Origin of the sequence: Krasilnikoviella flava (assembly GCF_900167525.1) — a bacterium.
In the GTDB taxonomy this organism is placed as follows: domain Bacteria; phylum Actinomycetota; class Actinomycetes; order Actinomycetales; family Cellulomonadaceae; genus Isoptericola; species Isoptericola flavus.
Genome location: NZ_FUZQ01000004.1, coordinates 69,650 through 93,421, shown reverse-complemented (window position 1 = coordinate 93,421; position 23,772 = coordinate 69,650). Strand labels below are relative to the sequence as shown.

Sequence of the window (23,772 nt, the reverse complement as noted above, 5' to 3'; positions counted from 1 at the left end):
CCGATGACCGATGTGCCCTGACTACAGGTTGATCATGTGCCCCACGATGCCGTGGATGGACTCCTGGACGGACTCCGACAGCGTCGGGTGGGTGTGCACGTTGCGCGCGACCTCGTCGGCGGTGAGGTCCCACTTCTGCGCGAGGGTGAGCTCGGGCAGCATCTCGGAGACGTCGGGGCCGATCATGTGGGCGCCGAGCAGCTCGTTGTACTTGGCGTCGGCCACGATCTTGACGAAGCCGGTCGTGTCGCCGAGGCCGTGCGCCTTGCCGTTGGCCATGAACGGGAACGAGGCGACCTTGACGTCGTAGCCCTCGTCCTTGGCCTGCTGCTCGGTGAGGCCGAACGACGCGACCTGCGGGGAGCAGAACGTGGCGCGCGGCATCATCCGGTAGTCGCCCAGCGTCTGGGTCTCGGCGCCGCCGATGGTCTCGGCGGCGACGACGCCCTGCGCCTCCGCGACGTGCGCCAGCATGAGCTTGGCGGTGACGTCGCCGATGGCGAAGATGTGCGGCACGTTGGTGCGCATGTGGTCGTCGATGGCGATGGCGCCGCGCTCGGTGAGCTGCACGCCGGTGTTCTCGAGGCCGAAGCCCTCGACGTTCGGCGCGAAGCCCACGGCGGACAGGACCTTGTCGACGACGATCTCGCCGGGCTTGTCGTCCTTGACGCCCTTGTAGGAGACGGTGACGGACGAGCCGTTGTCCTTGATCGTCTGGACGGCGGTGGAGGTGAGGAGCGTGATGCCGAGCTTCTTGTACTGCTTGGCGATCTCCTTGGAGACGTCCGCGTCCTCGTTGGGCAGCGCACGGTCGAGGAACTCGATGATCGTGACGTCCACGCCGTAGTTCTTGAGGACGTACGCGAACTCCATGCCGATGGCGCCGGCGCCGACGATGGCGATCGACTTCGGCAGCTCGCGGGTCATGATCTGCTTCTCGTAGGTCACGACGTTCTCGGAGAGCTCGACGCCCGGGAGCAGCTTGACCTGCGAGCCGGTGGCGATGATCGCGTTGTCGAACGTCACCGTCTCGGTGCCGCCGGAGTTGAGCGCCACCTCGATCGTGTTCGCGTCGCGGAAGGTGCCGCGGCCGTCGTACTCGGTGACCTTGTTCTTCTTCATGAGGAAGTGGACGCCCTTGGTGCGCCCGTCCGCGACCACGCGGGACCGGTCGAACGCCTTGCCGAAGTCGAACGTCACGTCACCCGACATGCCGAAGAAGTCGGCCTGGTGGTTGAAGATGTGGGCGAGCTCCGCGTTGCGCAGGAGGGCCTTGGAGGGGATGCAGCCCACGTTGAGGCAGACACCACCCCAGTACTTCTCCTCGATGATGGCGACGGACTTGCCGAGCTGGGCCGCACGGATCGCGGCGACATAGCCGCCGGGGCCAGCCCCGAGGAGGACGACGTCGTAGTGGGAAGCCATGGGCCCAGCCTATTAGCGCGCGCCACCCCCTGCGGCGTGACGTCCGTCGCACCTGCTGCGCGGCGTCCTCAGCGCACCGAGTCGACGCCGAGGTTGGCGAGGGCGTCGGCGCGCTCGTTCCCCGGGTCGCCGGCGTGGCCCTTGACCCACACCCAGCGCACGTCGTGCTTCGTGACCTCGGCGTCGAGGGCCTGCCACAGGTCGACGTTCTTCACGGGCTTCTTCGCGGACGTGGTCCAGCCGTTGCGCTTCCAGCCGACGATCCAGGTCTTCATCCCGTTCATCACGTACGACGAGTCGACGTGGATCGTCACGGCGCTGGGCTTCTTGAGGGCGCGCAGGGCCTCGACGACGGCGGTGAGCTCCATGCGGTTGTTCGTCGTGAGCGGGTCGCCGCCGTAGAGCTCCTTGGTGTGCTCGCCGGCCTTGAGCAGGGCGCCCCAGCCGCCGAGCCCGGGGTTACCCTTGCACGCGCCGTCGGTCCACATCTCGATCACGGGCTTCTCGTTCTCGTCTGACACCCGCACACCCTACGTTTCCGCCGCGTGTCGGTGCCGGCCCGTAGCGTCGGGCGGACACCCTGTCCCTGGCGAAGGAGTCACTGCGATGTCGCGCATGAAGTTCGGGTTCGTCGGCAGTTTCGGCACCCCGCAGCAGAACGTCGCGCTCGCCCGCGAGTGCGAGGAGCACGGCTGGGACGGGTTCTTCAGCTGGGACGGGATGAGCATGGGCGACTGGGGCGGCGACGCGCTCACCGCCTGGGACCCGTTCGCGGTGCTCGCGGGGGCCGCGGCGGTGACGGAGCGCATCTCGCTCGGCGCCATGGTGTTCGCGGTGCCGCGGCACCGGGCGTGGGAGCTGGCCCAGCGCGCGCTGACGGTCGACCACCTGTCGGGCGGGCGGCTCGTGCTCCCGGCCGGCGTCGGGGTGCTCGACGACCGCGGCTTCACGTCCGTCCCCGGCCAGCCGACGGCGCTGCGCGAGCGCGCCCAGCGGCTCGACGAGACGCTCGCCTGGCTCGAGCGCTCCTGGTCGGGCGAGGAGTTCGAGGCCGACGGGCAGCAGGTGCGCACCGGCCCGTTCCGGTTCGCCGCTCCCCCCGTGCACGGCCGGATCCCCGTGTGGCCCGTCGGCGTCTGGGACGCACGGAACCCGCCGCTGAAGAATCTGCGGCGCGCGCTGCGCTGGGACGGGATAGTCGTGCAGGTGCGCGGCACCACGCCCGAGGAGGCGGAGGCCGGGCCCGACGCCGTACGGGAGCTCGCCGCCTGGATCGCCGAGCAGCGCGACGGCGACGCCGGCCAGGCCCCCGGGACGTTCGACGTCGTCGCGTCCGGCCTGCTCCCCTCCGACGCGGGCGAGGCCCGCGACCAGGCGCAGGCGATGGCCGACGCCGGGGCCACCTGGTTCATCGACTCCTGGTGGGACCCCACGGCGGCGACGCCCGAGCGCCTGCTGGAGCGCGTGCGCCAGGGACCTCCGGCCCTGTAGCGGGCTCCCCCGTCACACCACGCCGGCGTCCGACTGGTCCTCGCGCCGGGCGCGGGCGGCCTCGATGTCGGGAACGTGCTGCTCGGCCCAGAGCCGTACGGCGCGGAGCGGGACCAGGAGGGATCTCCCCAGCGGCGTCAGCGCGTACTCGACGTGCGGCGGGTTCGCCTCGTACTCGTGCCGGCTGACCAGGCCGTCGGCCTCCAGGGAGCGGAGGGTCTCGGTCAGCACCTTCGGGGTGATGCCCTGGATGTGCGCCTTGAGGTCGGTGAAGCGGCGCGGGCCGTCGGCCAGGGCGTTGACGACGAACACGGTCCAGCGGGCGCCGATGCGGTGGAGCACGGTGCGGCTCGGGCACGTCGCCGCCATCACGTTGTACGCCTTGCCCACGGGAACCCCCGGTTCCGTTGTAGATACCGGTATCAAATCCATACCGTGAGTCCCGATCCTACGAGAGGGAGTGACGACGATGGAACGGATCCTGGTCATCGGCGGGGCACGGGCGCTGGGGGCGGCGGTCGCACGGCGTGCGGCGAAGGACGGGTACGAGGTGGTGATCGGCGCACGCGACCTGCCGGCCACCGAGGCACTGGCGGCCGAGATCGGCGCGACCGCGATGCGGATCGACCTGCAGGACGAGGCGACCGTCGCGGCCGCGGCCGCGGAGCTCGCCGACGGGGTCACCCACATCGTGACGACCGGCTCCGCGCCGCACGACGTGCGGGCCACCGAGCTGGATCACGAGCGGCTGGTCACCGCGTTCACGGCGAAGGTGATCGGACCGATGCTCGTCGCCAAGCACTTCGCCCCGGTGCTGCAGCCGCACGGGTCGATCGTGCTGTTCTCCGGGGTCGTCGGGTGGCGGCCAGGACCGGGCTCGCTGGTCAAGGGGACGACCAACGGCGCCGTCGAGCACCTCGCCCGCCACCTCGCGGCGGACCTCGCCCCGGTGCGGGTCAACGCCGTCTCCCCCGGCGTCGTCGACTCCGGCGCGTGGGACCGCCTGGGCGACGGCAAGGCTGCGCTGCTGAGCAAGAGCGCCGCCGGGACGCTCGTCGGGCGCCACGGCGAGCCCGACGACGTCGTCGACGCGGTGATGTGGCTGCTCGGCGCAGGCTTCGTCTCGGGCGAGACGATCCACCTCGAAGGCGGCGCGCGCCACAAGACGGGGTGAGCGACCCGGGAACGCATCGAGCGTGCTGGCTTGATCCTCAATCTCGAGGTTTGAGGATCAAGCCAGCACGCTCGATGGTGCGGGCGGCGTCAAGCGACGGGGCGCGCCGGCTCGATCGGCACGTTCGGCAGGTGCTTGGCGGGCAGCGTCCGGGGCCGCCACGCCGCGCGCTGCGACTCGAAGGCGCTGATGTCGTCCTCGTGCTGCAGCGTGAGGCCGATGTCGTCGAGGCCCTCCAGCAGGCGCCAGCGCGTGTAGTCGTCGATCTGGAACGGCACGGTGACGTCGTCCGCGTGCGCGGTGCGCGCCTCGAGGTCGACGGTCACCTCGGTGCCCGGCTTCGTCTCGAGGATCTTCCAGAGGATCTCGATGTCCTCGGGCGCGACGATGCCGGCGACGAGGCCCTGCTTGCCCGAGTTGCCGCGGAAGATGTCCGCGAAGCGCGAGGCGAGCACGACCCGGAAGCCGTAGTCCTTGAGCGCCCACACGGCGTGCTCGCGGGAGGAGCCGGTGCCGAAGTCAGGGCCCGCGACGAGCACGGAGCCGGCCTTGTAGGCGTCCTGGTTGAGCACGAAGGACGGGTCGCCGCGCCAGGCCGCGAACAGCGCGTCCTCGAAGCCGGTGCGCGTCACGCGCTTCAGGTAGACGGCGGGGATGATCTGGTCGGTGTCGACGTTGCTGCGGCGCAGCGGCACCCCGACGCCGGTGTGGGTGGTGAACTTCTCCATGGGGGTTCTCCTCGAAAAACGCGGGGTGCTCAGACGAACGACGGGGCGGACAGCGGGGCCAGCGGGCTGCCGTCGAACGTCGTGAGGTCGACGTCGCCGTCGAGCTCCAGGTCGGACACGGACGACAGGGTGCCCCGGATGGCGGTGGCCGCGGCGACGAGCGGCGAGACCAGGTGGGTGCGCCCACCCTTGCCCTGCCGGCCCTCGAAGTTGCGGTTCGACGTGGACGCCGCGCGCTCGCCCGGCGCGAGCTGGTCGGGGTTCATGCCCAGGCACATCGAGCACCCGGCGTTGCGCCATTCGCCGCCGAACTCCTTGAAGATGACGTCGAGGCCCTCGGCCTCGGCCTGCAGGCGCACGCGCGCCGAGGCGGGGACGACGAGCACGCGCACGTCCTCCGCCTTGTGCCGGCCCTGGAACACCTTCGCCACGGAGCGCAGGTCCTCGATGCGGCCGTTGGTGCACGAGCCGATGAAGACCGTGTCCACCTTGACGTCACGCAGCGGGACGCCGGCCTCGAGGCCCATGTACTCCAGCGCGCGCTCGGCGGCGACGCGCTCGTTCTCGTCCGCGATCTCCGACGGGACGGGCACGGACGCCGATAGCGGCAGACCCTGGCCCGGGTTGGTGCCCCAGGTGACGAAGGGCTCGAGGTCGGCCGCCTCGAGGACGACCTCCGCGTCGAACTCGGCGTCGTCGTCGCTGCGCAGCGTCTTCCAGTACTCGACGGCGGCGTCCCAGTCCTCGCCCTCGGGCGCGTGGGGGCGGCCCTGGAGGTAGTCGAACGTCGTCTGGTCCGGGGCGATCATGCCCGCGCGGGCGCCGGCCTCGATGGACATGTTGCAGATGGTCATCCGCGCCTCCATCGAGAGCGTGCGGATGGCCTCGCCGCGGTACTCGAGCACGTAGCCCTGGCCGCCGCCGGTGCCGATCTTGGCGATGATCGCCAGGATGATGTCCTTGCTGGTGGCACCCGGGGGCAGCTCGCCGTTGACGGTGATCGCCATCGTCTTGAACGGGGCGAGCGGCAGCGTCTGCGTGGCGAGCACGTGCTCCACCTCGGAGGTGCCGATGCCGAACGCCAGCGCGCCGAACGCGCCGTGCGTCGAGGTGTGCGAGTCGCCGCACACCACGGTGAGGCCGGGCATCGTCAGGCCGAGCTGCGGGCCGACCTGGTGCACGATGCCCTGGTCGGCGTCGCCCAGCGAGTGGATGCGCACGCCGAACTCCTTGGCGTTGTTGCGCAGCGTGTCGATCTGCGTGCGGCTGGTGAGGTCCGCGATCGGCAGGTCGATGTCGAGCGTGGGCGTGTTGTGGTCCTCGGTCGCGATCGTGAGATCGGGACGACGGACGGGGCGCCCGGCGAGCCGCAGGCCTTCGAACGCCTGCGGGCTCGTCACCTCGTGCACGAGGTGCAGGTCGATGTAGAGGAGGTCGGGTGCCCCGTCGCTGCCACGGCGCACCAGGTGCGCCTCCCAGACCTTCTCCGCCAGCGTGCCGGCCATCATGTGCTCCTCGTCCGCCGCGTCCCCGCGGCCCGTCGTGCGTGTGCTGTGTCGGTCGACGTCTCGGTCCGTGTCCGGTCCGCGTCTCGGGTCGTGACCGCCCGTCGAACCCGGGATGCCCATGACCTGTGAGACCGTTCCGTCCCGTGAGATGCGGTCCTCGACTTGCAATCTCAGTGACTGAGACGTCAATATCGTCCTATGGACGATACTAGCGGAGTCGGCGTACTCGACAAGGCCGCGTCCGTGCTGGGCGCTCTGGAGGCGGGTCCCGCCACCCTGGCGCAGCTGGTCTCCTCGACCGGGCTCGCCCGCCCCACGGCACACCGCCTCGCCGTCGCCCTCGAGCACCACCGTCTCGTGGGCCGCGACATGCAGGGCAGGTTCGTGCTCGGACCGCGCCTCAACGAGCTCGCGACGGCGGCCGGCGAGGACCGGCTCCTCGCCGCGGCCAACCCCGTGCTCACGGCACTGCGCGACCACACGGGCGAGAGCGCACAGCTCTATCGCCGCCAGGGCGACCATCGCGTCTGCGTGGCCGCCGCGGAGCGGCCCGTCGGGCTGCGTGACTCGATCCCCGTGGGCGCCACCCTCACGATGCACGCGGGCTCTGCGGCGCAGATCCTCCTCGCCTGGGAGGAGCCGGACCGCCTGCACCGCGGCCTGCGCGAGGCCGTGTTCACCGCGACGATCCTCTCCGGCGTCCGCCGCCGCGGGTGGGCGCAGTCGGTCTCCGAGCGCGAGCTCGGCGTCGCCTCCGTGTCGGCGCCCGTACGCGGGCCGTCGGGCCGCGTCGTGGCGTCCGTGTCCGTCTCCGGGCCGGTCGAGCGCCTCACCCGCCAGCCGGGCCGCCTCCACTCGGCCGCCGTCGTCTCCGCCGCCAACCGACTTACCGAGGTCCTGCGCCGCGCCGGCGAGTGACCACCGCACCCGACCACCTGCACGGACACCGGGCCCGGCCCGCCGCCACTCGACGCGGCGCGCCGGGCCCGGTGCTGTCAGCCCCCCGCCCAGGTCAGTACGCTCCTGGCTGACGGGGCAGCCCTGCCCCGAGACCCGAGAGGCGTGAGGACCTGATGCCCGCGAAGGCCAAGACCCTGCTGATCTGGATCGTCGTGATCTTCTTGATCTACGCGATCGTGAGCAGCCCTGACCGTGCGGCGAACATCGTCACGGCGATCTGGGACTTCATCACCAACGCGTTCTCCAGCTTCGGGCAGTTCTTCGCGAACCTGACCGACTGACGAGCGTCCCGGAGACCGGCATGATCACCGACGAGAGGCGCGAGCGCGACGCCGTCCGCGCGCACGCCCACCTGCGTCGGTACGTGCTGCCGAACGAGCGGGTCATCGTGGCGACCCGGCACCACTGGGCGCAGCTCCTCGGGCCGATCGCGACGACGGCCGCCGCCTTCCTGCTCATCGGCACGATCGTCCTGTCGACGCCGATCGACGTGCGCGGCACAGTGCAGTGGCTCTGGGTCGCGTGGTTCGTCGTGGCGGCCCGCCTCGCCTGGAAGTGGCTCGAGTGGCGCTACGAGTGGTTCGTCGCCACCGACAAGCGGCTGCTGCTGCTGTACGGGCTGGTCGTGCACAAGGTGGCGATGATGCCGATGAAGAAGGTCACCGACATGGGGTTCTCGCGCAGCCCCACGGGCCAGGTGCTCGGCTACGGCCGGTTCGACATGGAGTCCGCCGGCCAGGACCAGGCCCTGCGCACCATCAAGTACGTGCCGCACCCGGACGCCACCTACCGGACCCTCTGCGACACCCTCTTCACGCCGGGCGGCCCTCGCCTCGACGACGACGACGCGCTGCCCGGTCCGGGGCGCCCCGCGGACACCGCCCCCGGCGGCCCGACCGTCGTGCCCGGGCGGGAGACCTCCGACGGGCCGCGCCCCACGACCCAGCCGATCGCCGTACAGCCGGCGCACCCGGCGCCCCGCCCGCCCGAGGCGCAGCCCAGCGCCGGGGCGCACCCCGTCACCTGGAAGCCCACGGGCGCCACGCACGACCATCCGCGCAGCGACGGCGCGATCGTGCCCGACCCGTTCCTCTGAGGCGTCGGCGGCCGCACCGCTGCGGCGGACCGCGTCGGACCGGCGTCGGGCCACGTCCCGACCAGGTCGGGCACGTCCCGGGAACGACGAAGGCCCGGTCCGTGCGGACCGGGCCTTGCGATGTGTACCCCCAGCGGGATTTGAACCCGCGTTACCGCCGTGAGAGGGCGGCGTCCTAGGCCGCTAGACGATGGGGGCCTAAAACCGGTCCGGGTGGCGAGACCCGGACCGTGGCGACCGTTCGTCGGAACGGACGATCGACGTACCCCCAGCGGGATTTGAACCCGCGTTACCGCCGTGAGAGGGCGGCGTCCTAGGCCGCTAGACGATGGGGGCCTATGACTCGGTGATCTCAGTCGATCATCCGTGCCGATGAGAACTCTACACACCGCACCAGGCGGGCGAAGAGCGCTGCGCTGGGGTACCAGGACTCGAACCTAGACTAAGAGAATCAGAATCTCTCGTGCTGCCAATTACACCATACCCCAATGGATCGGACCTTCCGAGCAAATCCGACATCGTCGGAGTGCCGGCGTCAGGCCCAACGTCGGAAAACATTACCGGACGGGGGGCCGTCGGCCAAAACGCGCACGGGGTGCCGTACGTCACGCCGCGGGGTGCTCGTGGCAGGCTCGTGCCGTGCCCGCTCCGACGCCACCTCAGCCCACGCCCCCGACCGGCCCCTCCGGCCGGGACCCGCACTCGCACGCCGACCGCGCGGCGTCGTTCGACCGCGACGCCGCCGTGTACGCCCAGGTCAGACCCACCTACCCGCGCGAGGCGCTCGCCTGGCTGCTGCCCGCCGGTGCGCGCGACGTGCTCGACCTCGCCGCGGGCACGGGCAAGCTCACCGAGCGAGCCGTCGACCTCGTCGACAACGGCACGCACGTCGTCGCCGTCGACCCCTCGGCGGCCATGCTCGCCGAGCTCGCGGCGCGGCTGCCCGGCGTCGCGACGCACCGTGGCACGGCCGAGGCCATCCCCCTGGGTGACGCGTCGGTCGACGCCGTCCTCGTGGGCCAGGCATGGCACTGGTTCGACGGCGACGCGGCCGCCGCGGAGGTCGCCCGCGTCCTGCGGCCCGGGGGCACGCTCGGGGTGCTGTGGAACGACCGTGACGGCGACGTCGACTGGGTCGCGCGGTTCGGAGCGATCCTGCACCAGGGCGACCGGCTCGAGCCCGATCCTGGCCGCCCCGACGGGCCGGAGCTCGGCGCGGCGTTCGACGGCGTCGAGGCGGGCACCTTCCGCTGGACCGACCGGATTCCCGCCGGAGCCCTGCGCACCCTGGCGGGGACCCGCAGCTACCTGCTCACCCTGCCGGAGGCCGAGCGGGAGGAACGCCTCGCCGAGGTCGACGCCCTCGTCGCCACCCACCCGGACCTCGCGGGACGCCCCGACGTCGACCTGCCGTACGTCACCTACGCCTACCGCGCCCGCCGGCGCTGACCTCGCCCGGTCGGGGGCCGCCGGCACCTCTCAGCGAGTGCCGGCGTCGCTCAGCGGGCTCCCGCCACGGCCGCCAGCCGCCGCGCGGGCGCGGAGAGCGACGCGCCGTCGCGCCACACCACCCGCAGCCGGCGCGAGAGGTCGAGCTGCGCGATCGGCACCGTCACGAGGTGGCCGGCCGCCACGTCGTCGGCCACGGTGAGGGCGGACAGCACGGTGACGCCGTCCCCGTGCCGCACGGCGGACTTCACGGCCGCCGTGGAGCCCAGCGCGGTGACGTGGGCGGGCAGCCGCACCCCCGCCTGGCCGAGCGCGTCCTCGAGCACGTCGCGCGTGCCGGACCCTGCCTCGCGCAGCACGAGATCTCCCGCGACGAGCCCGGCGGGGCTGACGGACCGTCGTCGTGCCCACGGGTGCGCGGGCGCGACGACGGCCACGAGCTCGTCGTGCGCCACGGTCCGCGACCGCAGCCCGCGGCGCACCGTCGGGCTCTCCACGAACCCCAGCTCCGCGGCGCCGTCGAGCACGAGCTCCATCACCTCACGGGAGTTGCGCACGACGAGCTCGACGTCGGGTGCCGTCCCGGTCTCCTGGCGCTCGCCCCGCGCGAAGGCGGCGAGCCAGCGCGGCGCCAGGTACTCCGCGATCGTCAGGCTGGCCGCCACCCGCAGCCCCGGGACGGGCGCGGACCGGAGCGCGGCGGCCGCGGCCTCGAAGCGGTCGGTGGCGTCCACGACGTCACGCGCCGCCTCCGCCACCTGGCGTCCCACGGCGGTGAGTGCCGTGCCGCGGGGCCCGCGGGACAGCAGCTCGAGGCCGAGGCGCCGCTCGAGGCGGTGCAGGCCGGCGGACGCCGTGGGCTGGGAGACTCCCGCGGCCCGGGCCGCGGCGCTGATCGACCCGTGCGCGTCGAGGGCGACCAGCAGCTCGAGCGCGGCCAGCGGAGGACGTTCTGCCATAGCGTCAGTCTATGGATCGATCGGCACCTGGCGCTTCCGGGTGCTCGGCGCGGCCGCGAGCCTGGTCAGGTGCCGACCGCTCCCCCGACCACACCCCGCGCCCCGACCCGCACGGCGACCCCGACGACGCGCAGCCTTGCCGCCACGGCGTCCCGCCTCGGGCCGGGTCTCGCCCTGGCCGCGGTGGCCACCGTCGTCCTTCTCGGCGCCAGCCGCCTGCTCGCGCCGGCGACGGGCGGAGCGGTCTCCCCGCTCGTCCTCGCCCTGCTCGTGGGCGCCGCGGTCGGCTCCGTGCTCGGGCGGGTGGTGCCGCGCGGCGGCGGGGTGGCACGCTTCGCCGAGCGCGTCGGACCCGGCACGGACTGGACCGCGCGCACCGTGCTGCGCGCTGGCGTCGTGCTGCTCGGCCTCCAGCTGTCGGTCCCGGACGTGCTCGCCCTGGGCTGGCGCGGGATCGCCGTCGTGGTCGTCACGGTCGCATGCACCTTCGCCGCGGTCCTCGCCCTCGGGCGGATGCTGCGGGTGCCGCGCGCGACCGCCCTGCTCGTCGCGACGGGCTTCTCGATCTGCGGCGCCGCCGCCGTGTCGGCCATGACGAGCGTGCTCGAGCGGGACCCGCGCGCAGGCGCCGGGGAGCCCGCGCGGCTGCGCGACGACGTCGCCGCGGCGCTGGCCCTCGTCACCGTCTACGGGACGGTCGCGATCGTCGCGCTGCCACCGATCGCCGGGGCGCTGGGGCTCAGCGACCACCAGGCGGGGCTGTGGATCGGCGCCAGCGTGCAGGAGGTCGCACAGGTCGTGGCCGCCGCCGGAACGATCTCGGCAGCGGCCTTGGCCACGGCGACCGTCACGAAGCTGGCCCGCGTCGTCCTGCTCGCCCCGCTCGTGGCGGGCGCCGGCGCCGTGCTCGCGCGTCGCGCCGCGCGAGCCGCGACCCCCGGGGGCGCCGCCCCCGACGACGTCGCGCCCAGCACGGCGCGCGGGCGCCGCGCGCCCCTCGTCCCCGGCTTCGTGCTGGGCTTCCTCGCGGCGGTGCTGGTCCGCAGCACCGGCATCCTGCCGGACGTGGTCACCGACACCGCCACCCAGGTCACGACCGTGCTCTTCGTCGCCGCGATGTTCGCGCTCGGCACCGGCGTGGACGTGCCCCGCCTGGCGCGCACCGCCCGCCGGCCGCTCGTGCTCGGCGCGGCCGGCGCGGTCGTCGTCAGCGGTGTCAGCCTGGCCGCCGTGCTCCTGCTCGTCCCCTGAGCGACGCGTCAGAGGCCGAGTGCGACCGCCAGCCCGGCGAGGCCGGGCAGCACGACGATCCCGTCGGCACGCAGGGCGTCCGCGTCCACGTGGTGCTCGTCGTCGCGGCGCGCCCCGGGACGGTCGAGCCAGACGCCGGTGAGACCGGCGTCGTGCGCGGCCCGGGCGTCGGTGGTGGGCTCGTCGCCCACGTAGGCCGTGCGCGAGACGGCGGTGCCCAGCCGGCGGGCGCCCTCGACGAAGACGTCGGGGTGCGGCTTGCCGTAGCCGAGCGTGTCCACGCCGACCAGCACGGGGACGTCCGCGAGCCCGGCCGCGCGCAGCTTGCGCTCCTGCAGCTCGGTGGCGGCGTTCGTCACGACGCCCACCGCGACGCCGGCGGACCGCAGTGCGTCGAGCGCGGCCGCGGAGTCGTCGAAGGCCGCCCAGGACCGCTCGAACGTGCCCCAGAACAGTGCGTCCCAGTCGGCGAACGAGTCCTCCGTGACGGGCTCACCGCCGAACGTCCGGTGCAGCAGGTCGGCCCGCAGCCGCCGCTGCGTGAGGGCGTCCGTCTCGCCGCGCGTGTACCGCCGGTAGTAGCCGCCCGGGTCGGAGCGCCAGTGCGCCAGCAGCTCGGGATACCGGTCCGCCGGCACGTGCGGCAGGTGCTCGACGGCGACCGCGGTGAGCGCCTTGGCGAATGCGCCCTTGGTGTCGACGAGCGTGTCGTCGACGTCGAGCAGGACCCCGTCGACCTCGCCCGTGACCGAGCCCGGGACCGGCGCCTCGACGTGCTCGACCGCCGGGGTGCGCTCGACCGTCTCAGCCATCGAGGCGCGCCAGGGCGGCGTCGACCCGCGCGAGGGTGCGCTCGCGGCCGAGCACCTCCAGCGACTCGAACAGCGGCAGGCCGATCGTGCGGCCGGTGACGGCGACTCGCACGGGCGCCTGCGCCTTGCCGAGCTTGAGGCCGTGCCGCTCCCCCACGGCGGTGACGAGCTCCTTGAGCGGCTCTGCCTCCCAGGTCCCGAGGTCCGCGAGCGCCGCGCGGGCGTCCTTGAGCAGCTCCGCGGCGCCGTCCTTCATGGCCTTGGCCCAGGAGCGCTCGTCACGGACGGGCTCGTCGAGGAAGAGGAAGTCGACGTTGTCGGTGATGTCGGCCAGGAGCGCGACGCGCGACTGCGCGAGCGGCGCGACCCGTCCGAACGCGGCGGCGTCGTACTGCTCCTCGGTCCACGGTGCCTTCGGGGCGTGCAACCACGGGTCGACGGCGGAGACGAACGAGCCCACGTCCATCGCGCGGATGTACTCGCCGTTGAACGCCGTGAGCTTCTTGACGTCGAAGAATGCCGAGGCGCTGTTGACGTCCTCGATGCGGAAGCGCTCGACGAGCTCGTCGAACGGGAGGATCTCCTCGTCGTTGCCCGGCGCCCAGCCGAGCAGCATGAGGTAGTTGACCATCGCCTCGGGCAGGTAGCCCTCGGCCAGGTAGTCCTCGAGCGCGACCTTGTCGCGGCGCTTGGACAGCTTCTGGCGCTTCTCGTTCACGATGACCGGCAGGTGTGCCCACCTGGGCGGCTGCGCGCCGAGGGCCTCCCACAGCAGCTGCTGCTTGGGCGTGTTCGGCAGGTGCTCCTCGCCGCGGATGACGTGCGTGATGCCCTCGTCCATGTCGTCCACGACGTTCGCCAGGAGGAAGACGGGCGACCCGTCCCCGCGCGCGACGACGAAGTCCTCCATCGCGGAGTTCGGGAAGGTCGGGTTGCCGCGGATGAGGTCGACGACCTGGGTCTCCCCCTCGTCCGGGGTGCGGAAGCGCAGCGCCCGGCCCGGCTCGTAGGTCAGGCCGCGGTCGCGGCAGTGGCCGTCGTAGCCGGAGTGCGCGTTGCCGGTGCGGGCGGCGACGTCCTCGCGGGTGCAGTCGCAGTAGTACGCGCGGCCGGCCCCGTACAGGCGGGCGGACGCCTCGCGGTGCTTGACGACGTTCTGCGACTGGAAGTACGGGCCCTCGAACGTCGGGTCCTCGGCGTGCATGCCGAGCGCCGCGAGGGCGTTCAGGATGCCGTCCACCCACTCCGGCTTGTTGCGCGCCGCGTCGGTGTCCTCGACGCGCAGCACGAACGTGCCGCCCTGCTGCTTGGCGACCGCCCAGTTGAACAGCGCCGAGCGGGCGCCGCCCACGTGGAACATGCCCGTCGGGGACGGGGCGAAGCGGACACGGACGTCGGAGGAGCCTGCAGCGGGGATCACGGGGTCCAGCGTAGTTCGCCGCGGACGGGGCACTGCCCCCGCCTCCGGACGCCCCGTCCGATTCCCGCCGGACGCCGCCGGGCGGCCGCCCTAGGGTCGAGCTCATGACCAGCACGGACACCGCCGGCATCCCGACCCCGCAGACCACCGGTCACGTCGCCGTCGACCCCGCGATCCTGTACTTCGGCACGCCCGTCGTGCTGCTCAGCTCGACCAACGCGGACGGGACGACGAACCTCATGCCTATGTCGTCCGTCTTCTGGCTGGGGCGCAGCGCCGTGCTGGGCATCGGCGCGCGCAGCCAGACGGCGTCGAACCTGCGGCGGAACCCCGAGCTCGTCCTGAACCTCGCCTCGCCCGCCAACGTGGCGCACGTCGACCGCCTGGCCCTCACGACAGGGCGGCCCGACGTCTCGCCGTGGAAGACCCGTGCCCGCTACGTGCACGTGGCGGACAAGTTCGCCGCCGCGGGGCTGACGCCGCTCGACTCGGCGACCGTGCGGCCGCGGCGCGTGGCCGAGTGCCTGGTGCACCTGGAGGCGGTGGTCCGGGCGATCAGGCCCCTCGGCACCCGTCCTGGGGACGACCCTGAGTCCGCGCGCCAGCTCACCGTGGAGGCGCACGTGACCCGGGTGTGGGTCGACCCCGCGATCCGGCTCACGGGCCACGCCGACCGGATCGACCCCGACCTGTGGCGGCCGTTGATCCTGAGCTTCCAGCGGTTCTACGGCCTCGGCGTCGAGGTGCACCCGTCGCGCCTGGCCGGCATCGACGAGGACCGCTACCGCGAGCCGCGGACGGCCTCCTGACCGGCACGCACCCGGGCCACGGCGAGCGCGACCATCGGAGCGAGGTCCGGGTTCGGCAGGTCGTCCACCGGCCACCACCGCACGTCGAGCGACTCGTCGCTCACCGCGTGCCGGGCGCCGTCGGGCGCGACGGCGACGAAGCGCACGTCCAGGTGGTGCGCCACGCCGTCGGACCCGCAGAACGGGACGGCGTGCTCGTCCAGGTGCACCGGCACGGGATCGAGGGCGACGTCCAGGCCTGACTCCTCGACGACCTCGCGACGCGCGGCGGCGAGCAGCGTGCCGTCACCCGGCTCGGCGTGCCCGCCGAGCTGGAACCACCGGCCCGCCTTGGCGTGCAGGGTCAGCAGCACGCGCGACGCGTCCGCGGAGAGCACCACCGTGGAGGCGGTGAGGTGGTCCGGTCGGCAGGTCCGCAGCACGCCGTCGGGACGGGCGTCGAGATGGGCCACGTACCGGTCGCGCAGGGCATGCTGGCCGTCGGACGCCGCGGGGAAGCCCAGCAGCACGTCGCGGGCGTCCGCGACGAGCGCGGCGACCGGGGCGGAGGAGGTCACGCTCAGTCGCGACGGAAGACGGGGTTGGCGAGGACGCCGATCCCCTCGACCTCGCACTCCACGCGGTCGCCGTGGTCGATGCGACCCACGCCGGCGGGCGTGCCGGTGAGGATCACGTCACCCGGGAGCAGGGTCATCGCCTTGCTGATGTACGACACGAGGAACGGCACGTCGAAGACCATGTCCGCCGTCCGACCGTCCTGCTTGAGCTCGCCGTTCACGCGCGAGCGCACGGCGACGTCCTCAGGGTTCAGGTCGGTGACGATCCAGGGGCCCAGCGGGCAGGACGTGTCGAAACCCTTGGCGCGCGCCCACTGGCCGTCGGTGCGCTGCGCGTCGCGGGCGGTGACGTCGTTGGCGACCGTGTAGCCCAGGATGTGCGACCGCACGTTCTCCGGCTCCACGTCCTTGGTGACCTTGGAGATGACGACGGCGAGCTCGGCCTCGTAGCTGACCTCGCGCGTGAACTCCGGCAGCACCACCGGGTCGTCCGGCCCGACGACGGCGGTGTTCGGCTTGAAGAACAGCAGCGGCGTGGCCGGCACCTCGCCGCCCATCTCCTTGGCGTGGTCGGCGTAGTTCTTGCCGACCGCCACCACCTTGGAGCGCGGGATCACCGGGGCGAGCAGCCGGACGCCGTCGCCCAGCTCGATCCGCTCCCCCGTCGGCATGGCCGGCATGTAGAGCGGGTCGCCGCCCAGCACGGCGAGGTAGGTGCGGTCGCCCTCGGACTGGACGAGGGCGAAGCGGGGGTCGTCTCCGGTGGTGAATCTCGCGATGCGCACGGGCTCAGGTTACGCGGGCCTCCCGGTCGGCACCGTCAGGCGCGGGCCAGGACCTCGCCGTGCAGGATGGCGAACCAGCCGTCGGGCGCCTGCGCCCATGCCTGCCAGTCCTGCGCGATCTGCTCGAGCGCGACGTCGTCGGCCAGCCCGGACTCCTTGGCCTGGACCGCGAAGTTGGACTCCACGCAGCGCTCCGCCCACAGCTCGCCCCACCACTGCCGGTCGGTCGGGGTGGCGTAGCACCACGACGACGCGGAGGGGACGATGCCGTCCATCCCGGCCTCCTGCACCCACGACATGAGGCGCCGGCCGGCGTCCGGCTCGAAGCCGTACGCGTGCGTGACCTCGTGGTACAGCTCGTTCCACTCCGTGAGGCCCGGGGTCTCCGGGTACCAGGCCATGCCCGCGTAGTCGGCGTCGCGCACCGCGACCATGCCGCCCGGCTTGGCGACCCGCTTCATCTCCCGCAGGGCGGCGACCGGGTCGGACAGGTGCTGCAGCAGCTGGTGCGCGTACACGACGTCGAAGGAGTCGTCGTCGAACGGCAGCTCGTAGGCGTTGGCCTGCTCGAAACGGACGTTGCCGTAGCCGAGGGCCGCGGCGTGCTCGCGCGCCGCCTCGAGCACCTTGGGGCTCGCGTCCACGCCGACGGCCTCGCCGCCGGCGAGGATCCGCCCGAGGTCCGCCGTCACCGTGCCGGGACCGCAGCCGACGTCGAGCAGGCTCATGTCGTCGCGCAGGTGCGGCAGGAGGAAGCCCGCCGAGTTCTGGGCCGTGCGGCTGCGGTGGGAGCGCAGCACCGACTCGTGGTGGCCGTGCGTGTACGACTCGGACTCCTTGCTGGGCACCGTGTGGTGGGTGCTGGGTGCCTCGATCGCGTCGTTGAGGTCGGCACCGGCGGGTTCGGGGTCGCCCTGGGGTGCGGGCTCCGCGCTGAGGTCACTCATGCTCCTACCGTAGTGACCGCGCGCCCGGCAAGCCGTGCCGTTCTCACGCACCGGGACGACGCGCGCCACCTGCGGTGGCATCATCACGCCATGACCGCGGCCACCGGCGCGTTGACCTCCCGCCTCCGCGCGGGTCTGCACCGTCTCGGGGGCGGCCCGGGGCGGGTCCCGGGCGTCGACGTGGCCCGGGGCATCGCCGTCCTCGGCATGTTCACCGCGCACGTCGGCGTCACGACCCCCGACGCCGGGCCCGCCTGGTGGCTGCTCGAACTGTCCCACGGGCACTCCTCGATCCTGTTCGCGCTGGTGGCCGGGATCTCGGTCGCGATCGTCTCCGGCGGGCCGCGCCTCCTGGACGGCGACCCGCTACGGCGCGCACGACTGCGCCTGCTCGTGCGGGCGGCGCTGCTGCTCGTGCTCGTCGCGCTGCTCGACCTGCTCGGCACGCGGGTGGCGCTGATCCTCGGCTTCTACGCCTGCTACTTCGTGCTCGCGCTGCCCTTCCTGCGCTGGCGCCCCCCGCGGCTCCTGGCGCTCGCGGCGGTGGTCGCGCTCGTCGGGCCGCTGCTCGCGTACTGGGGCCCGGAGGCGCTCGCGCGGGGCGGGCTGCGCCTGCCGCGTGACGGCTCCGGTGCCGTCACCGACTTCGTGCTCACCGGCCACTACCCGGCGATCGTCTGGATGGCGTACGTCCTGGCGGGGATGGCGATCGGCCGCTGCGACCTGCGCTCGCCCCGGCTCCGCCAGGGGCTGCTCCTGGGCGGCCTCGCCGCGTGGTGCGGCTTCTCCCTGCTGTCGGGGACGGTGGTCGGCGCAGCCGGCGGGGAGGAGGCGGTCCTCGGGCAGGTCATGGCGTGGCAGTCGGTGGACGGGGCGCCGTTCGCCTGGGACGACCCGTGGCCCGGCGTCGCGGGCCTGTTCCTCGACGGCCCGCACGACGACACGACGATCGAGGTGCTCGCGTCGGGCGGCTTCGCGGCGGCGGTCGTGGGCCTGTGCCTGTACGTCGGCCGGGTGGGGCGGTGGGTGCTGGCCCCGCTGGCCGCGGTCGGGTCGATGGCGCTGACCGTGTACGCGCTGCAGATCGTGGCGATCTGGCACGGGGACCTGCTGGGGTCCACCACCAACGGCCCGCTGGTCGTGATGGTGCTGGTCACGCTCGCCGCCGCGACCGCGTGGCGGTTCCTGCTGGGCCGGGGGCCGGTCGAACGCCTCGTCGGCACGGTCAGCGAGCGCGCTGCGGGGCCGCCGACCGGTCGGTCGTGAGCCCGGCGGGGTGCGCCTCCAGCGCCGCGAGGACGTCCGCCGCGTCGAAGGCCTCGGCCGGGGCGAGGGCGCCCGTGCCCCGGTGGCTCCCGTCCAGGAGCCGCACGATCCCCTCCGCGAGGATCGGGGCGGACACGGCGTAGATGTCCTGGCCCTCCGCGGCCGACCGGCGCACGGAGTCGCCGCGCCGCACGGCCACGTCGACGACGAACCGCTGCGCCGACCGTCCCCCGCCGGTCGGGGGCGGCGGCGTCCGCTCGTCGCGCAGCTCCTCGAGCGGCGCCGCGCTCAGATACGAGGTGAGCTCCCCGACGGCGAGGTGCCGCGTGACGGTGACGACCTCCGAGAACGGGAGCTGCACCACGGGCTGCGCGCCCAGCGGTGCCGGGAACGACCACAGGCCCGTCGGTGCGGGGACGGCGAGCGGCACGAGGCGGCCGCCGCGGACCACCAGCCGCGTCGCGGTGTTCCGCTCCCCCGTGACGCGGGTGCCGGCCGTGGGCCACCAGTGGTCCAGCCCGACGGCGACCTCGACCGAGTCGGCGTCACGCTCGCCCTCGAGGGCCGCGGTGACGAGCAGGTCGGCGAGCCCTCCGTAGAACGCCATGGCGGGCACGACGGCGACGCCGGCGGCGCGGGCGGGCGCGTCGAGCCGCTCGTAGAGCTGCTGCACGGCCGGCTGCTCGGCCGAGACGTCGAGGTAGTGCGCCCCGGCCGCCACCGCCGCGCCCGCCAGCGGCAGCGCGGTGTCGAGGAAGGGGCCCGCGCAGTTCACCACCACCGCGACGCCGTCGAGGGCGACCCGCAACGCCGCGGGCCCGTCCACCCCCACGACCCGGCGCTCGAGACCCGGGTGCCGCGCCCCGATCTCCGCGAGCCGCTCGGCGCTGCGGCCGGCGAGCACGGGTGCCAGGCCACGCCGGACCAGCTCGTCGACGACGAAGCCCCCCGTGTGCCCGCCTGCGCCGTAGACCATCACTGCCTCAGGTGTCTGCATGCGTCGATCCTGGCCGCGCGCCCACCCTTCGTCGAGCGTCTGGAATGACATCATGCGTACAGTTTCGGACATGCCCCGCCTCGCTCTCGCCATGCACGACTCCGCGATGCTGTACGAGGTGGCGATCGCCGCGGAGATCCTCGGGGTCGACCGTGCCGAGCTCTCGCCCGGCGGCAGGTGGTACGACTTCGTCGTCTGCACCCCCGACGGCGCCCCGCACCCCTGGCTCCCCGACGCGAAGACAGCCCCGTACTCCGAGCTGTGCCAGGTCGACCGCGTGGTCGTCCCGTCGACCGACGCCCCCGACGCCGACCCCGCGCCCGAGCTCGTCGACGCGCTGCGTGCCGCGCACCGCCGGGGCGTCTCGGTGGCCGCACTGTGCACCGGCGCCTTCGTCCTGGCGGCCGCGGGCCTGCTGGACGGCCGAGCCGCGGCCACGCACTGGATGCACGCGGACGACCTCGCACGCCGCTACCCGCAGGTCGAGGTGCGGGCGGACGTCCTGTACGTCGACGACGGCGACGTGCTCACCTCCGCGGGCAAGTCGGCAGCACTCGACCTCTGCCTGCACCTGGTGCGCCGCGACCTCGGCGCCACCGCCGCGAACGGCGTCGCACGCCGGCTGGTCGTGCCGTCGCACCGCAGCGGCGGGCAGGCGCAGTTCGTCGCGGCGCCGGCCGAGCCACGGGCCGCCTCCGGGCTCGCCCCGACGCTGGAGTGGGCCCGCGCCCGCCTCGACAGCCCGCTGACGGTGCGGGACCTCGCCGGGCACGCCGGCCTCAGCCCCCGACAGCTCGCCCGCCGGATGCATGCCGAGGTCGGCAGCGGACCGCTCGACTGGCTGCACCACCAGCGGGTCTCCCGGGCGCAGGAGCTCCTCGAGCGCACGGACGCCACCGTCGAACGGGTCGCGGCCAGCTCCGGCCTGGGCACCGCGGCCACGCTGCGACGTCACTTCCAGCGGACCGTCGGGGTGTCGCCGGCGGCCTACCGGGCCGCCTTCCGCCTGCGCTGACGACCGGTCGCACCGTGGCCGCGGTGCGGCGTCGTCAGGTGGGCCCGGCCCGGTCGCCCGCGTCGTGGACCAGCGTGAGCCACTCCTCGTCGCGGACGTACCCGAGGGCCTCGTTGACGGCGATGATGGCCCGGTTCTCGAAGGATCCGCCGGTGCGGAACCGGTGGACGCCCGCGCCGGCGAGGGCGCCGAGTGACAGGGCCTTGACGGCCGACGCGAGGCCGCGGCCGCGCCAGGCCCGGGCCACGACGGTGAAATGCGTCTCCGCGCGGTCGCCGTCGACGTCGACGAACGTCATCGCGACCAGCTCCTGACCGACGACGGCGCCGAACGCCCGCCGGCCCGGTGCCGGGGTCGGGGCGCCGGCCGTCAGCGGCCGGTGCGTGGTGGCCACGTCCCCGGGGTAGTCGGCCACCGTGTCCCGGTCGAGCCGGAGGATCGAGTCACGGTCGTCCGGCGTGAGCTCGCGCAGCACGGCCAGGCCGGCGACCGCCTCCCGGGCCCGCTCCCACACTCGCGCGTCGACCACCTCGACGCTGAGCCCGGCGCCCCACGACCGGGCGACGACCCGCGCGCCGGCGGCGAGCGCGGCGGCCGCCTCCGGGCTGCCGTCGCGCAGCACGACCTTCGACCCCATCAGATCACCCTCCGTCAGAGCGTCACGGTTCCCGCGACCGTCGTGACCGCGGCTCCCGCGACCCACACCTCGCCGTCGGCGTCCAGGCTTACGTGCACGCGGCCGCGCCTGCCGAGGGCGGTGCCCTGCGAGGCGACGTACGACGCGGGCAGGAAGCCGCCAGCCAACCACTGCCCCAGCCCCGCGTTGAGGCTGCCGGTCACCGGGTCCTCGGCGACGCCGATGTCCGGGACGAACGCCCGCACCTCGACGGCGGCGTCGGACTCGCCCGGCGCGTAGGGGCCGACGACGCCGATCTTGAGGTCCCCGAACGCGGGGAGGTCCGGCTCGACGGCGAGCACCGCGGCGGCGTCGTCCAGCCGCGCCGCGACCCAGCCCGGGCCGTTGTCCACCCAGGCGGCGTCGGCGATGTCGGCGACGCGCACGCGCAGGCCCCGCGCGATCCGTGCCAGGTCCTCGGGCCCGACCGGCCCGGAACGACGCAGCGGCGGCGCGGCGAACGCGAGCCGGGCCGTCCCGTCGTCGCCGGTGCCGCGCCGGACGGTCACGAGACCGACCCCACACTCCTGCACCACGCGCTCCGCAGATCGCGGCGTCCCCCCGGCCTCGAGCCAGGCGTGCGCCGTGCCGAGGGTCGGGTGGCCGGCGAACGGCAGCTCGCCACCGGGCGTCCAGATCCGCAGGCGGTAGTCGGCCCCGGGGTCGGTGGGGCGTAGCAGGAAGGTGGTCTCGGACAGGTTGGTCCACCGGGCGAAGGCGGCCATCTGCGCGTCGTCGAGGTCGTCGGCGTCGTGCACGACGGCGACGGGGTTGCCCGTGAGCGGGCCGGTGGCGAAGACGTCGACCTGACGGAAGGCGTGGGTGTGCGGCACGGGTCACACGCTATCCCCGGCCAGGGCGGGCCCGTCGCGCTCGTACCCTGGTGGGGTGCGTGCGGCGACCTATGACCAGCCGGCGGCCGCCCCGGCCGCCGGTGCCGTCGCGCCCGAGCTCCTCCGGCGACCAGCCTGGGAGCCTCGCGCAGCCGCGCACGCCGCGCGGGCCGACGCGCTGACCGCCGTCTGGCGCGACGCCCGCGACCGCGGCGAGAAGCACGCGATCGAGGACTTCCTGTTCACCTACTACCCGACGCGCGTGAGCCACCTGCGCCGGTGGCACCCTGGCCCGGGCGTGGCGCTCGCGGACGCCGCCGAGCACGCCGGGTGGCGCTGGTACCGCGAGGTCGACCTGCCGGGCGGGAGCGCGGGCGCGACGCTCGACGTCGCCGCCTTCCTCGCCGACCGCGCCGACAGCGTCCGCTACGTCCGCGCGCTCGTGTCCGCCACCGCGGGGCGCCCGGGGACGTTCGGCTGCTTCGGCCTGCACGAGTGGGCGATGGTGTACCGCGACCGGGCGGCGGGCCGCGACCACCGCCACCCCCTGCCGCTGCGCCTCGGCCACGACGGCACGGACGCCGTCGTCGAGGCGCACCGCGTCGGCTGCTCGCACTTCGACGCCTACCGCTTCTTCACGCCGGAGGCCGTCGACCGCAACCAGCTGCGCCCCACGCGCGAGCGCCAGCCCGCCATGGAGCAGCCGGGCTGCTTGCACGCCGGGATGGACCTGTACAAGTGGGCGCTCAAGCTCGGCCCTGCCGCGCCGGGCGACCTGCTGCTCGACGCGTTCGAGCTCGCCCGCGACATCCGGTACACGGACATGGCGGCCGCGCCGTACGACGTCTCGTCGTACGGCATCGACGCCGTGCCGATCGAGACGCCGGAGGGCAAGGCGGAGTACGTGCGGCGTCAGCGGGCCTTCGCCGCGCGAGGCCAGGAGCTGCGCGCGCGGCTCGTCACCGTCTGCGACACGCTGCTCGCGCGCCGAGCGATGTAGTCCGTCGCCTTCTCGCGGTCCTTCGACGACGAGGTACGACGCTCGGCGGGCCTCCGCCCGACGAGTCAGTGCGAGACCATCCCGCTGACCATCGCGCGCCAGGTCACGGGGCCGACGACGCCGTCCACCAGGACGCCGAACGCGGACAGGGCCTTCTGGAGCTCCCGGGCCGCGGCCTCGGTCCTCGCCCCGAAGACGCCGTCGACCACGAGGTCGAAACCGATCCGGGTATCGAGCTCGGACTGGGCACCGCGCACGGCATGGCCGCGGCTGCCGTTGCGGACGGTGACGACGATCGCACCCCAGGTCCTGGGGCCGACGACGCCGTCGGCCTCCAGGCCGAAGTCGCGCTGCGAGGCGCGCACGGCGGCCTCGGTGAGCGGGCCGAACGACGCGTCGGCCTCGAGGTCGTGGCCGTGCTCGTTGAGCAGGTGCTGCAGCGTGCCGACGGGGTGGAACCGGTCGCCGGGCCGGACGACCGGCCAGGGGTCGAGGGCCTTGCTCGTCGTGACGGACATCGCCGCCTCCTTCGTGGGGCCGGGCCGGGCGGGTCGTCGCCCCGGGTGAGCCTGGCGCCCTCGCGGGGGAGGGAGGGTCGCCCGCGTGGCCAGATA

The 23,772-nt window shown here is 73.8% G+C and carries 26 protein-coding genes and 3 tRNA genes; 11 read left to right on the top strand and 18 right to left on the bottom strand.

Annotation, left to right across the window (positions count from 1 at the left end; all coding sequences use genetic code 11):
• Positions 1-21 precede the first annotated feature (21 nt).
• Positions 22-1,425: a dihydrolipoyl dehydrogenase gene (lpdA, locus tag B5Y66_RS11365; RefSeq protein ID WP_079574620.1), complete on the bottom strand. Its 1,404-nt coding sequence runs from the start codon at positions 1,423-1,425 to the stop codon at positions 22-24.
• A 68-nt stretch (positions 1,426-1,493) separates the two neighbouring features.
• Positions 1,494-1,946: a ribonuclease H family protein gene (rnhA, locus tag B5Y66_RS11360; RefSeq protein WP_456073096.1), complete on the bottom strand. Its 453-nt coding sequence runs from the start codon at positions 1,944-1,946 to the stop codon at positions 1,494-1,496.
• 85 nt (positions 1,947-2,031) lie between these two features.
• On the opposite strand from rnhA, the gene B5Y66_RS11355 reads away from it, so the two are divergent.
• The gene (locus B5Y66_RS11355) at positions 2,032-2,916 is read left to right on the top strand and encodes an LLM class flavin-dependent oxidoreductase (protein ID WP_322788697.1); all 885 of its coding nucleotides are present in this window, start codon (positions 2,032-2,034) and stop codon (positions 2,914-2,916) included.
• Between the two features lie 12 nt (positions 2,917-2,928).
• Here B5Y66_RS11355 and B5Y66_RS11350 read toward each other — a convergent pair whose 3' ends face one another.
• Positions 2,929-3,306 (bottom strand): winged helix-turn-helix transcriptional regulator, encoded by a 378-nt coding sequence (locus B5Y66_RS11350; protein ID WP_079574619.1) that lies wholly within the window; start codon positions 3,304-3,306, stop codon positions 2,929-2,931.
• A 79-nt stretch (positions 3,307-3,385) separates the two neighbouring features.
• On the opposite strand from B5Y66_RS11350, the gene B5Y66_RS11345 reads away from it, so the two are divergent.
• Positions 3,386-4,090 (top strand): SDR family oxidoreductase, encoded by a 705-nt coding sequence (locus B5Y66_RS11345; RefSeq protein WP_079574618.1) that lies wholly within the window; start codon positions 3,386-3,388, stop codon positions 4,088-4,090.
• 89 nt (positions 4,091-4,179) lie between these two features.
• On the opposite strand, the gene leuD is transcribed toward B5Y66_RS11345, so the two are convergent.
• Together leuD and leuC are read right to left on the bottom strand one after the other, a co-directional pair.
• Positions 4,180-4,818, bottom strand: coding sequence for a 3-isopropylmalate dehydratase small subunit (gene leuD / locus B5Y66_RS11340; RefSeq protein ID WP_079574617.1), 639 nt, complete (start codon positions 4,816-4,818; stop codon positions 4,180-4,182).
• A 29-nt stretch (positions 4,819-4,847) separates the two neighbouring features.
• On the bottom strand, positions 4,848-6,323 hold the full coding sequence (gene leuC, locus B5Y66_RS11335) for a 3-isopropylmalate dehydratase large subunit (RefSeq protein WP_079574996.1): 1,476 nt from the start codon (positions 6,321-6,323) through the stop codon (positions 4,848-4,850).
• 201 nt (positions 6,324-6,524) lie between these two features.
• On the opposite strand from leuC, the gene B5Y66_RS11330 reads away from it, so the two are divergent.
• From B5Y66_RS11330 to B5Y66_RS11325, 3 genes are all read left to right on the top strand, one after another.
• Complete coding sequence (locus tag B5Y66_RS11330; RefSeq protein WP_079574616.1) at positions 6,525-7,244, top strand: IclR family transcriptional regulator; 720 nt, start codon at positions 6,525-6,527, stop codon at positions 7,242-7,244.
• A 155-nt stretch (positions 7,245-7,399) separates the two neighbouring features.
• Entirely contained in the window at positions 7,400-7,567 is a 168-nt protein-coding gene (locus B5Y66_RS22520) for a hypothetical protein (protein WP_176168850.1), read from the top strand.
• Positions 7,568-7,587: 20 nt separating this feature from the next.
• Positions 7,588-8,382, top strand: a complete 795-nt coding sequence (locus B5Y66_RS11325; RefSeq protein ID WP_079574615.1) for a PH domain-containing protein — start codon at positions 7,588-7,590, stop codon at positions 8,380-8,382.
• A 125-nt stretch (positions 8,383-8,507) separates the two neighbouring features.
• Here B5Y66_RS11325 and B5Y66_RS11320 read toward each other — a convergent pair.
• The 3 genes from B5Y66_RS11320 to B5Y66_RS11310 form a co-directional block, all read right to left on the bottom strand.
• Positions 8,508-8,580, bottom strand: a tRNA-Glu gene (locus B5Y66_RS11320).
• A gap of 65 nt (positions 8,581-8,645) precedes the next feature.
• A tRNA-Glu gene (locus B5Y66_RS11315) sits at positions 8,646-8,718 on the bottom strand.
• A gap of 80 nt (positions 8,719-8,798) precedes the next feature.
• A tRNA-Gln gene (locus tag B5Y66_RS11310) sits at positions 8,799-8,870 on the bottom strand.
• A 151-nt stretch (positions 8,871-9,021) separates the two neighbouring features.
• On the opposite strand from B5Y66_RS11310, the gene B5Y66_RS11305 reads away from it, so the two are divergent.
• Positions 9,022-9,831, top strand: coding sequence for a class I SAM-dependent methyltransferase (locus tag B5Y66_RS11305; RefSeq protein ID WP_079574614.1), 810 nt, complete (start codon positions 9,022-9,024; stop codon positions 9,829-9,831).
• A gap of 50 nt (positions 9,832-9,881) precedes the next feature.
• Here B5Y66_RS11305 and B5Y66_RS11300 read toward each other — a convergent pair whose 3' ends face one another.
• Positions 9,882-10,790, bottom strand: a complete 909-nt coding sequence (locus tag B5Y66_RS11300) for a LysR substrate-binding domain-containing protein (RefSeq protein WP_079574613.1) — start codon at positions 10,788-10,790, stop codon at positions 9,882-9,884.
• 69 nt (positions 10,791-10,859) lie between these two features.
• On the opposite strand from B5Y66_RS11300, the gene B5Y66_RS11295 reads away from it, so the two are divergent.
• Entirely contained in the window at positions 10,860-12,041 is a 1,182-nt protein-coding gene (locus tag B5Y66_RS11295) for a YeiH family protein (RefSeq protein ID WP_079574612.1), read from the top strand.
• Between the two features lie 8 nt (positions 12,042-12,049).
• Here B5Y66_RS11295 and B5Y66_RS11290 read toward each other — a convergent pair whose 3' ends face one another.
• A complete protein-coding gene (locus tag B5Y66_RS11290) occupies positions 12,050-12,853 on the bottom strand; it encodes an HAD family hydrolase (RefSeq protein WP_079574611.1) in 804 nt (267 codons plus the stop codon).
• On the bottom strand, positions 12,846-14,273 hold the full coding sequence (gene gltX / locus B5Y66_RS11285) for a glutamate--tRNA ligase (protein ID WP_245807068.1): 1,428 nt from the start codon (positions 14,271-14,273) through the stop codon (positions 12,846-12,848). The genes B5Y66_RS11290 and gltX overlap by 8 nt, the downstream gene beginning before the upstream one ends.
• A 104-nt stretch (positions 14,274-14,377) precedes the next feature.
• Here gltX and B5Y66_RS11280 point away from each other — a divergent pair, with 104 nt between their 5' ends.
• Positions 14,378-15,082 carry a flavin reductase family protein gene (locus B5Y66_RS11280; RefSeq protein ID WP_079574610.1) on the top strand — a complete coding sequence of 235 codons (705 nt, stop codon included), beginning with the start codon at positions 14,378-14,380 and terminating at the stop codon, positions 15,080-15,082.
• Here the strand turns inward: B5Y66_RS11280 and B5Y66_RS11275 are convergent.
• The 3 genes from B5Y66_RS11275 to B5Y66_RS11265 are packed head-to-tail and all read right to left on the bottom strand — an operon-like array spanning position 15,055 to position 17,371.
• Positions 15,055-15,639: an NUDIX hydrolase gene (locus tag B5Y66_RS11275; RefSeq protein WP_079574609.1), complete on the bottom strand. Its 585-nt coding sequence runs from the start codon at positions 15,637-15,639 to the stop codon at positions 15,055-15,057. The two genes, B5Y66_RS11280 and B5Y66_RS11275, sit on opposite strands and share 28 nt — an antisense overlap.
• A 2-nt stretch (positions 15,640-15,641) precedes the next feature.
• The gene (locus B5Y66_RS11270; RefSeq protein ID WP_079574608.1) at positions 15,642-16,424 is read right to left on the bottom strand and encodes a fumarylacetoacetate hydrolase family protein; all 783 of its coding nucleotides are present in this window, start codon (positions 16,422-16,424) and stop codon (positions 15,642-15,644) included.
• A gap of 35 nt (positions 16,425-16,459) precedes the next feature.
• Positions 16,460-17,371, bottom strand: coding sequence for a methyltransferase domain-containing protein (locus B5Y66_RS11265; RefSeq protein ID WP_079574607.1), 912 nt, complete (start codon positions 17,369-17,371; stop codon positions 16,460-16,462).
• 90 nt (positions 17,372-17,461) lie between these two features.
• Between B5Y66_RS11265 and B5Y66_RS11260 the strand changes: the two genes are divergently transcribed.
• Positions 17,462-18,637, top strand: a complete 1,176-nt coding sequence (locus B5Y66_RS11260) for a heparan-alpha-glucosaminide N-acetyltransferase domain-containing protein (protein ID WP_079574606.1) — start codon at positions 17,462-17,464, stop codon at positions 18,635-18,637.
• Here B5Y66_RS11260 and B5Y66_RS11255 read toward each other — a convergent pair.
• Positions 18,597-19,634, bottom strand: coding sequence for a saccharopine dehydrogenase family protein (locus B5Y66_RS11255; RefSeq protein ID WP_079574605.1), 1,038 nt, complete (start codon positions 19,632-19,634; stop codon positions 18,597-18,599). The genes B5Y66_RS11260 and B5Y66_RS11255 overlap by 41 nt on opposite strands.
• A 70-nt stretch (positions 19,635-19,704) precedes the next feature.
• On the opposite strand from B5Y66_RS11255, the gene B5Y66_RS11250 reads away from it, so the two are divergent.
• Positions 19,705-20,649: a GlxA family transcriptional regulator gene (locus B5Y66_RS11250; RefSeq protein ID WP_079574604.1), complete on the top strand. Its 945-nt coding sequence runs from the start codon at positions 19,705-19,707 to the stop codon at positions 20,647-20,649.
• 34 nt (positions 20,650-20,683) lie between these two features.
• On the opposite strand, the gene B5Y66_RS11245 is transcribed toward B5Y66_RS11250, so the two are convergent.
• Together B5Y66_RS11245 and B5Y66_RS11240 are read right to left on the bottom strand one after the other, a co-directional pair.
• Positions 20,684-21,286, bottom strand: a complete 603-nt coding sequence (locus B5Y66_RS11245) for a GNAT family N-acetyltransferase (RefSeq protein WP_079574603.1) — start codon at positions 21,284-21,286, stop codon at positions 20,684-20,686.
• Positions 21,287-21,300: 14 nt separating this feature from the next.
• A complete protein-coding gene (locus B5Y66_RS11240) occupies positions 21,301-22,158 on the bottom strand; it encodes a PhzF family phenazine biosynthesis protein (protein ID WP_079574602.1) in 858 nt (285 codons plus the stop codon).
• Positions 22,159-22,213: 55 nt separating this feature from the next.
• Between B5Y66_RS11240 and B5Y66_RS11235 the strand changes: the two genes are divergently transcribed.
• Positions 22,214-23,158, top strand: coding sequence for a 3-methyladenine DNA glycosylase (locus B5Y66_RS11235; RefSeq protein WP_079574601.1), 945 nt, complete (start codon positions 22,214-22,216; stop codon positions 23,156-23,158).
• Positions 23,159-23,223: 65 nt separating this feature from the next.
• Here B5Y66_RS11235 and B5Y66_RS11230 read toward each other — a convergent pair whose 3' ends face one another.
• A complete protein-coding gene (locus B5Y66_RS11230) occupies positions 23,224-23,676 on the bottom strand; it encodes a peptidoglycan-binding domain-containing protein (protein WP_079574600.1) in 453 nt (150 codons plus the stop codon).
• Positions 23,677-23,772: the final 96 nt, after the last annotated feature.

Coding starts and splice junctions, on each gene's coding strand:
- B5Y66_RS11280 (WP_079574610.1), top strand. CDS start 14,378: ATGACCAGCACGGACACCGCCGGCATCCCGACCCCGCAGACCACCGGT.
- B5Y66_RS11325 (WP_079574615.1), top strand. CDS start 7,588: ATGATCACCGACGAGAGGCGCGAGCGCGACGCCGTCCGCGCGCACGCC.
- B5Y66_RS11330 (WP_079574616.1), top strand. CDS start 6,525: ATGGACGATACTAGCGGAGTCGGCGTACTCGACAAGGCCGCGTCCGTG.
- leuD (WP_079574617.1), bottom strand. CDS start 4,818: ATGGAGAAGTTCACCACCCACACCGGCGTCGGGGTGCCGCTGCGCCGC.
- B5Y66_RS11260 (WP_079574606.1), top strand. CDS start 17,462: ATGACCGCGGCCACCGGCGCGTTGACCTCCCGCCTCCGCGCGGGTCTG.
- B5Y66_RS11255 (WP_079574605.1), bottom strand. CDS start 19,634: ATGCAGACACCTGAGGCAGTGATGGTCTACGGCGCAGGCGGGCACACG.
- B5Y66_RS11265 (WP_079574607.1), bottom strand. CDS start 17,371: ATGAGTGACCTCAGCGCGGAGCCCGCACCCCAGGGCGACCCCGAACCC.
- B5Y66_RS11290 (WP_079574611.1), bottom strand. CDS start 12,853: ATGGCTGAGACGGTCGAGCGCACCCCGGCGGTCGAGCACGTCGAGGCG.
- B5Y66_RS11355 (WP_322788697.1), top strand. CDS start 2,032: ATGTCGCGCATGAAGTTCGGGTTCGTCGGCAGTTTCGGCACCCCGCAG.
- B5Y66_RS11245 (WP_079574603.1), bottom strand. CDS start 21,286: ATGGGGTCGAAGGTCGTGCTGCGCGACGGCAGCCCGGAGGCGGCCGCC.
- B5Y66_RS22520 (WP_176168850.1), top strand. CDS start 7,400: ATGCCCGCGAAGGCCAAGACCCTGCTGATCTGGATCGTCGTGATCTTC.
- leuC (WP_079574996.1), bottom strand. CDS start 6,323: ATGGCCGGCACGCTGGCGGAGAAGGTCTGGGAGGCGCACCTGGTGCGC.
- B5Y66_RS11300 (WP_079574613.1), bottom strand. CDS start 10,790: ATGGCAGAACGTCCTCCGCTGGCCGCGCTCGAGCTGCTGGTCGCCCTC.
- B5Y66_RS11345 (WP_079574618.1), top strand. CDS start 3,386: ATGGAACGGATCCTGGTCATCGGCGGGGCACGGGCGCTGGGGGCGGCG.
- lpdA (WP_079574620.1), bottom strand. CDS start 1,425: ATGGCTTCCCACTACGACGTCGTCCTCCTCGGGGCTGGCCCCGGCGGC.
- B5Y66_RS11230 (WP_079574600.1), bottom strand. CDS start 23,676: ATGTCCGTCACGACGAGCAAGGCCCTCGACCCCTGGCCGGTCGTCCGG.
- B5Y66_RS11250 (WP_079574604.1), top strand. CDS start 19,705: ATGCCCCGCCTCGCTCTCGCCATGCACGACTCCGCGATGCTGTACGAG.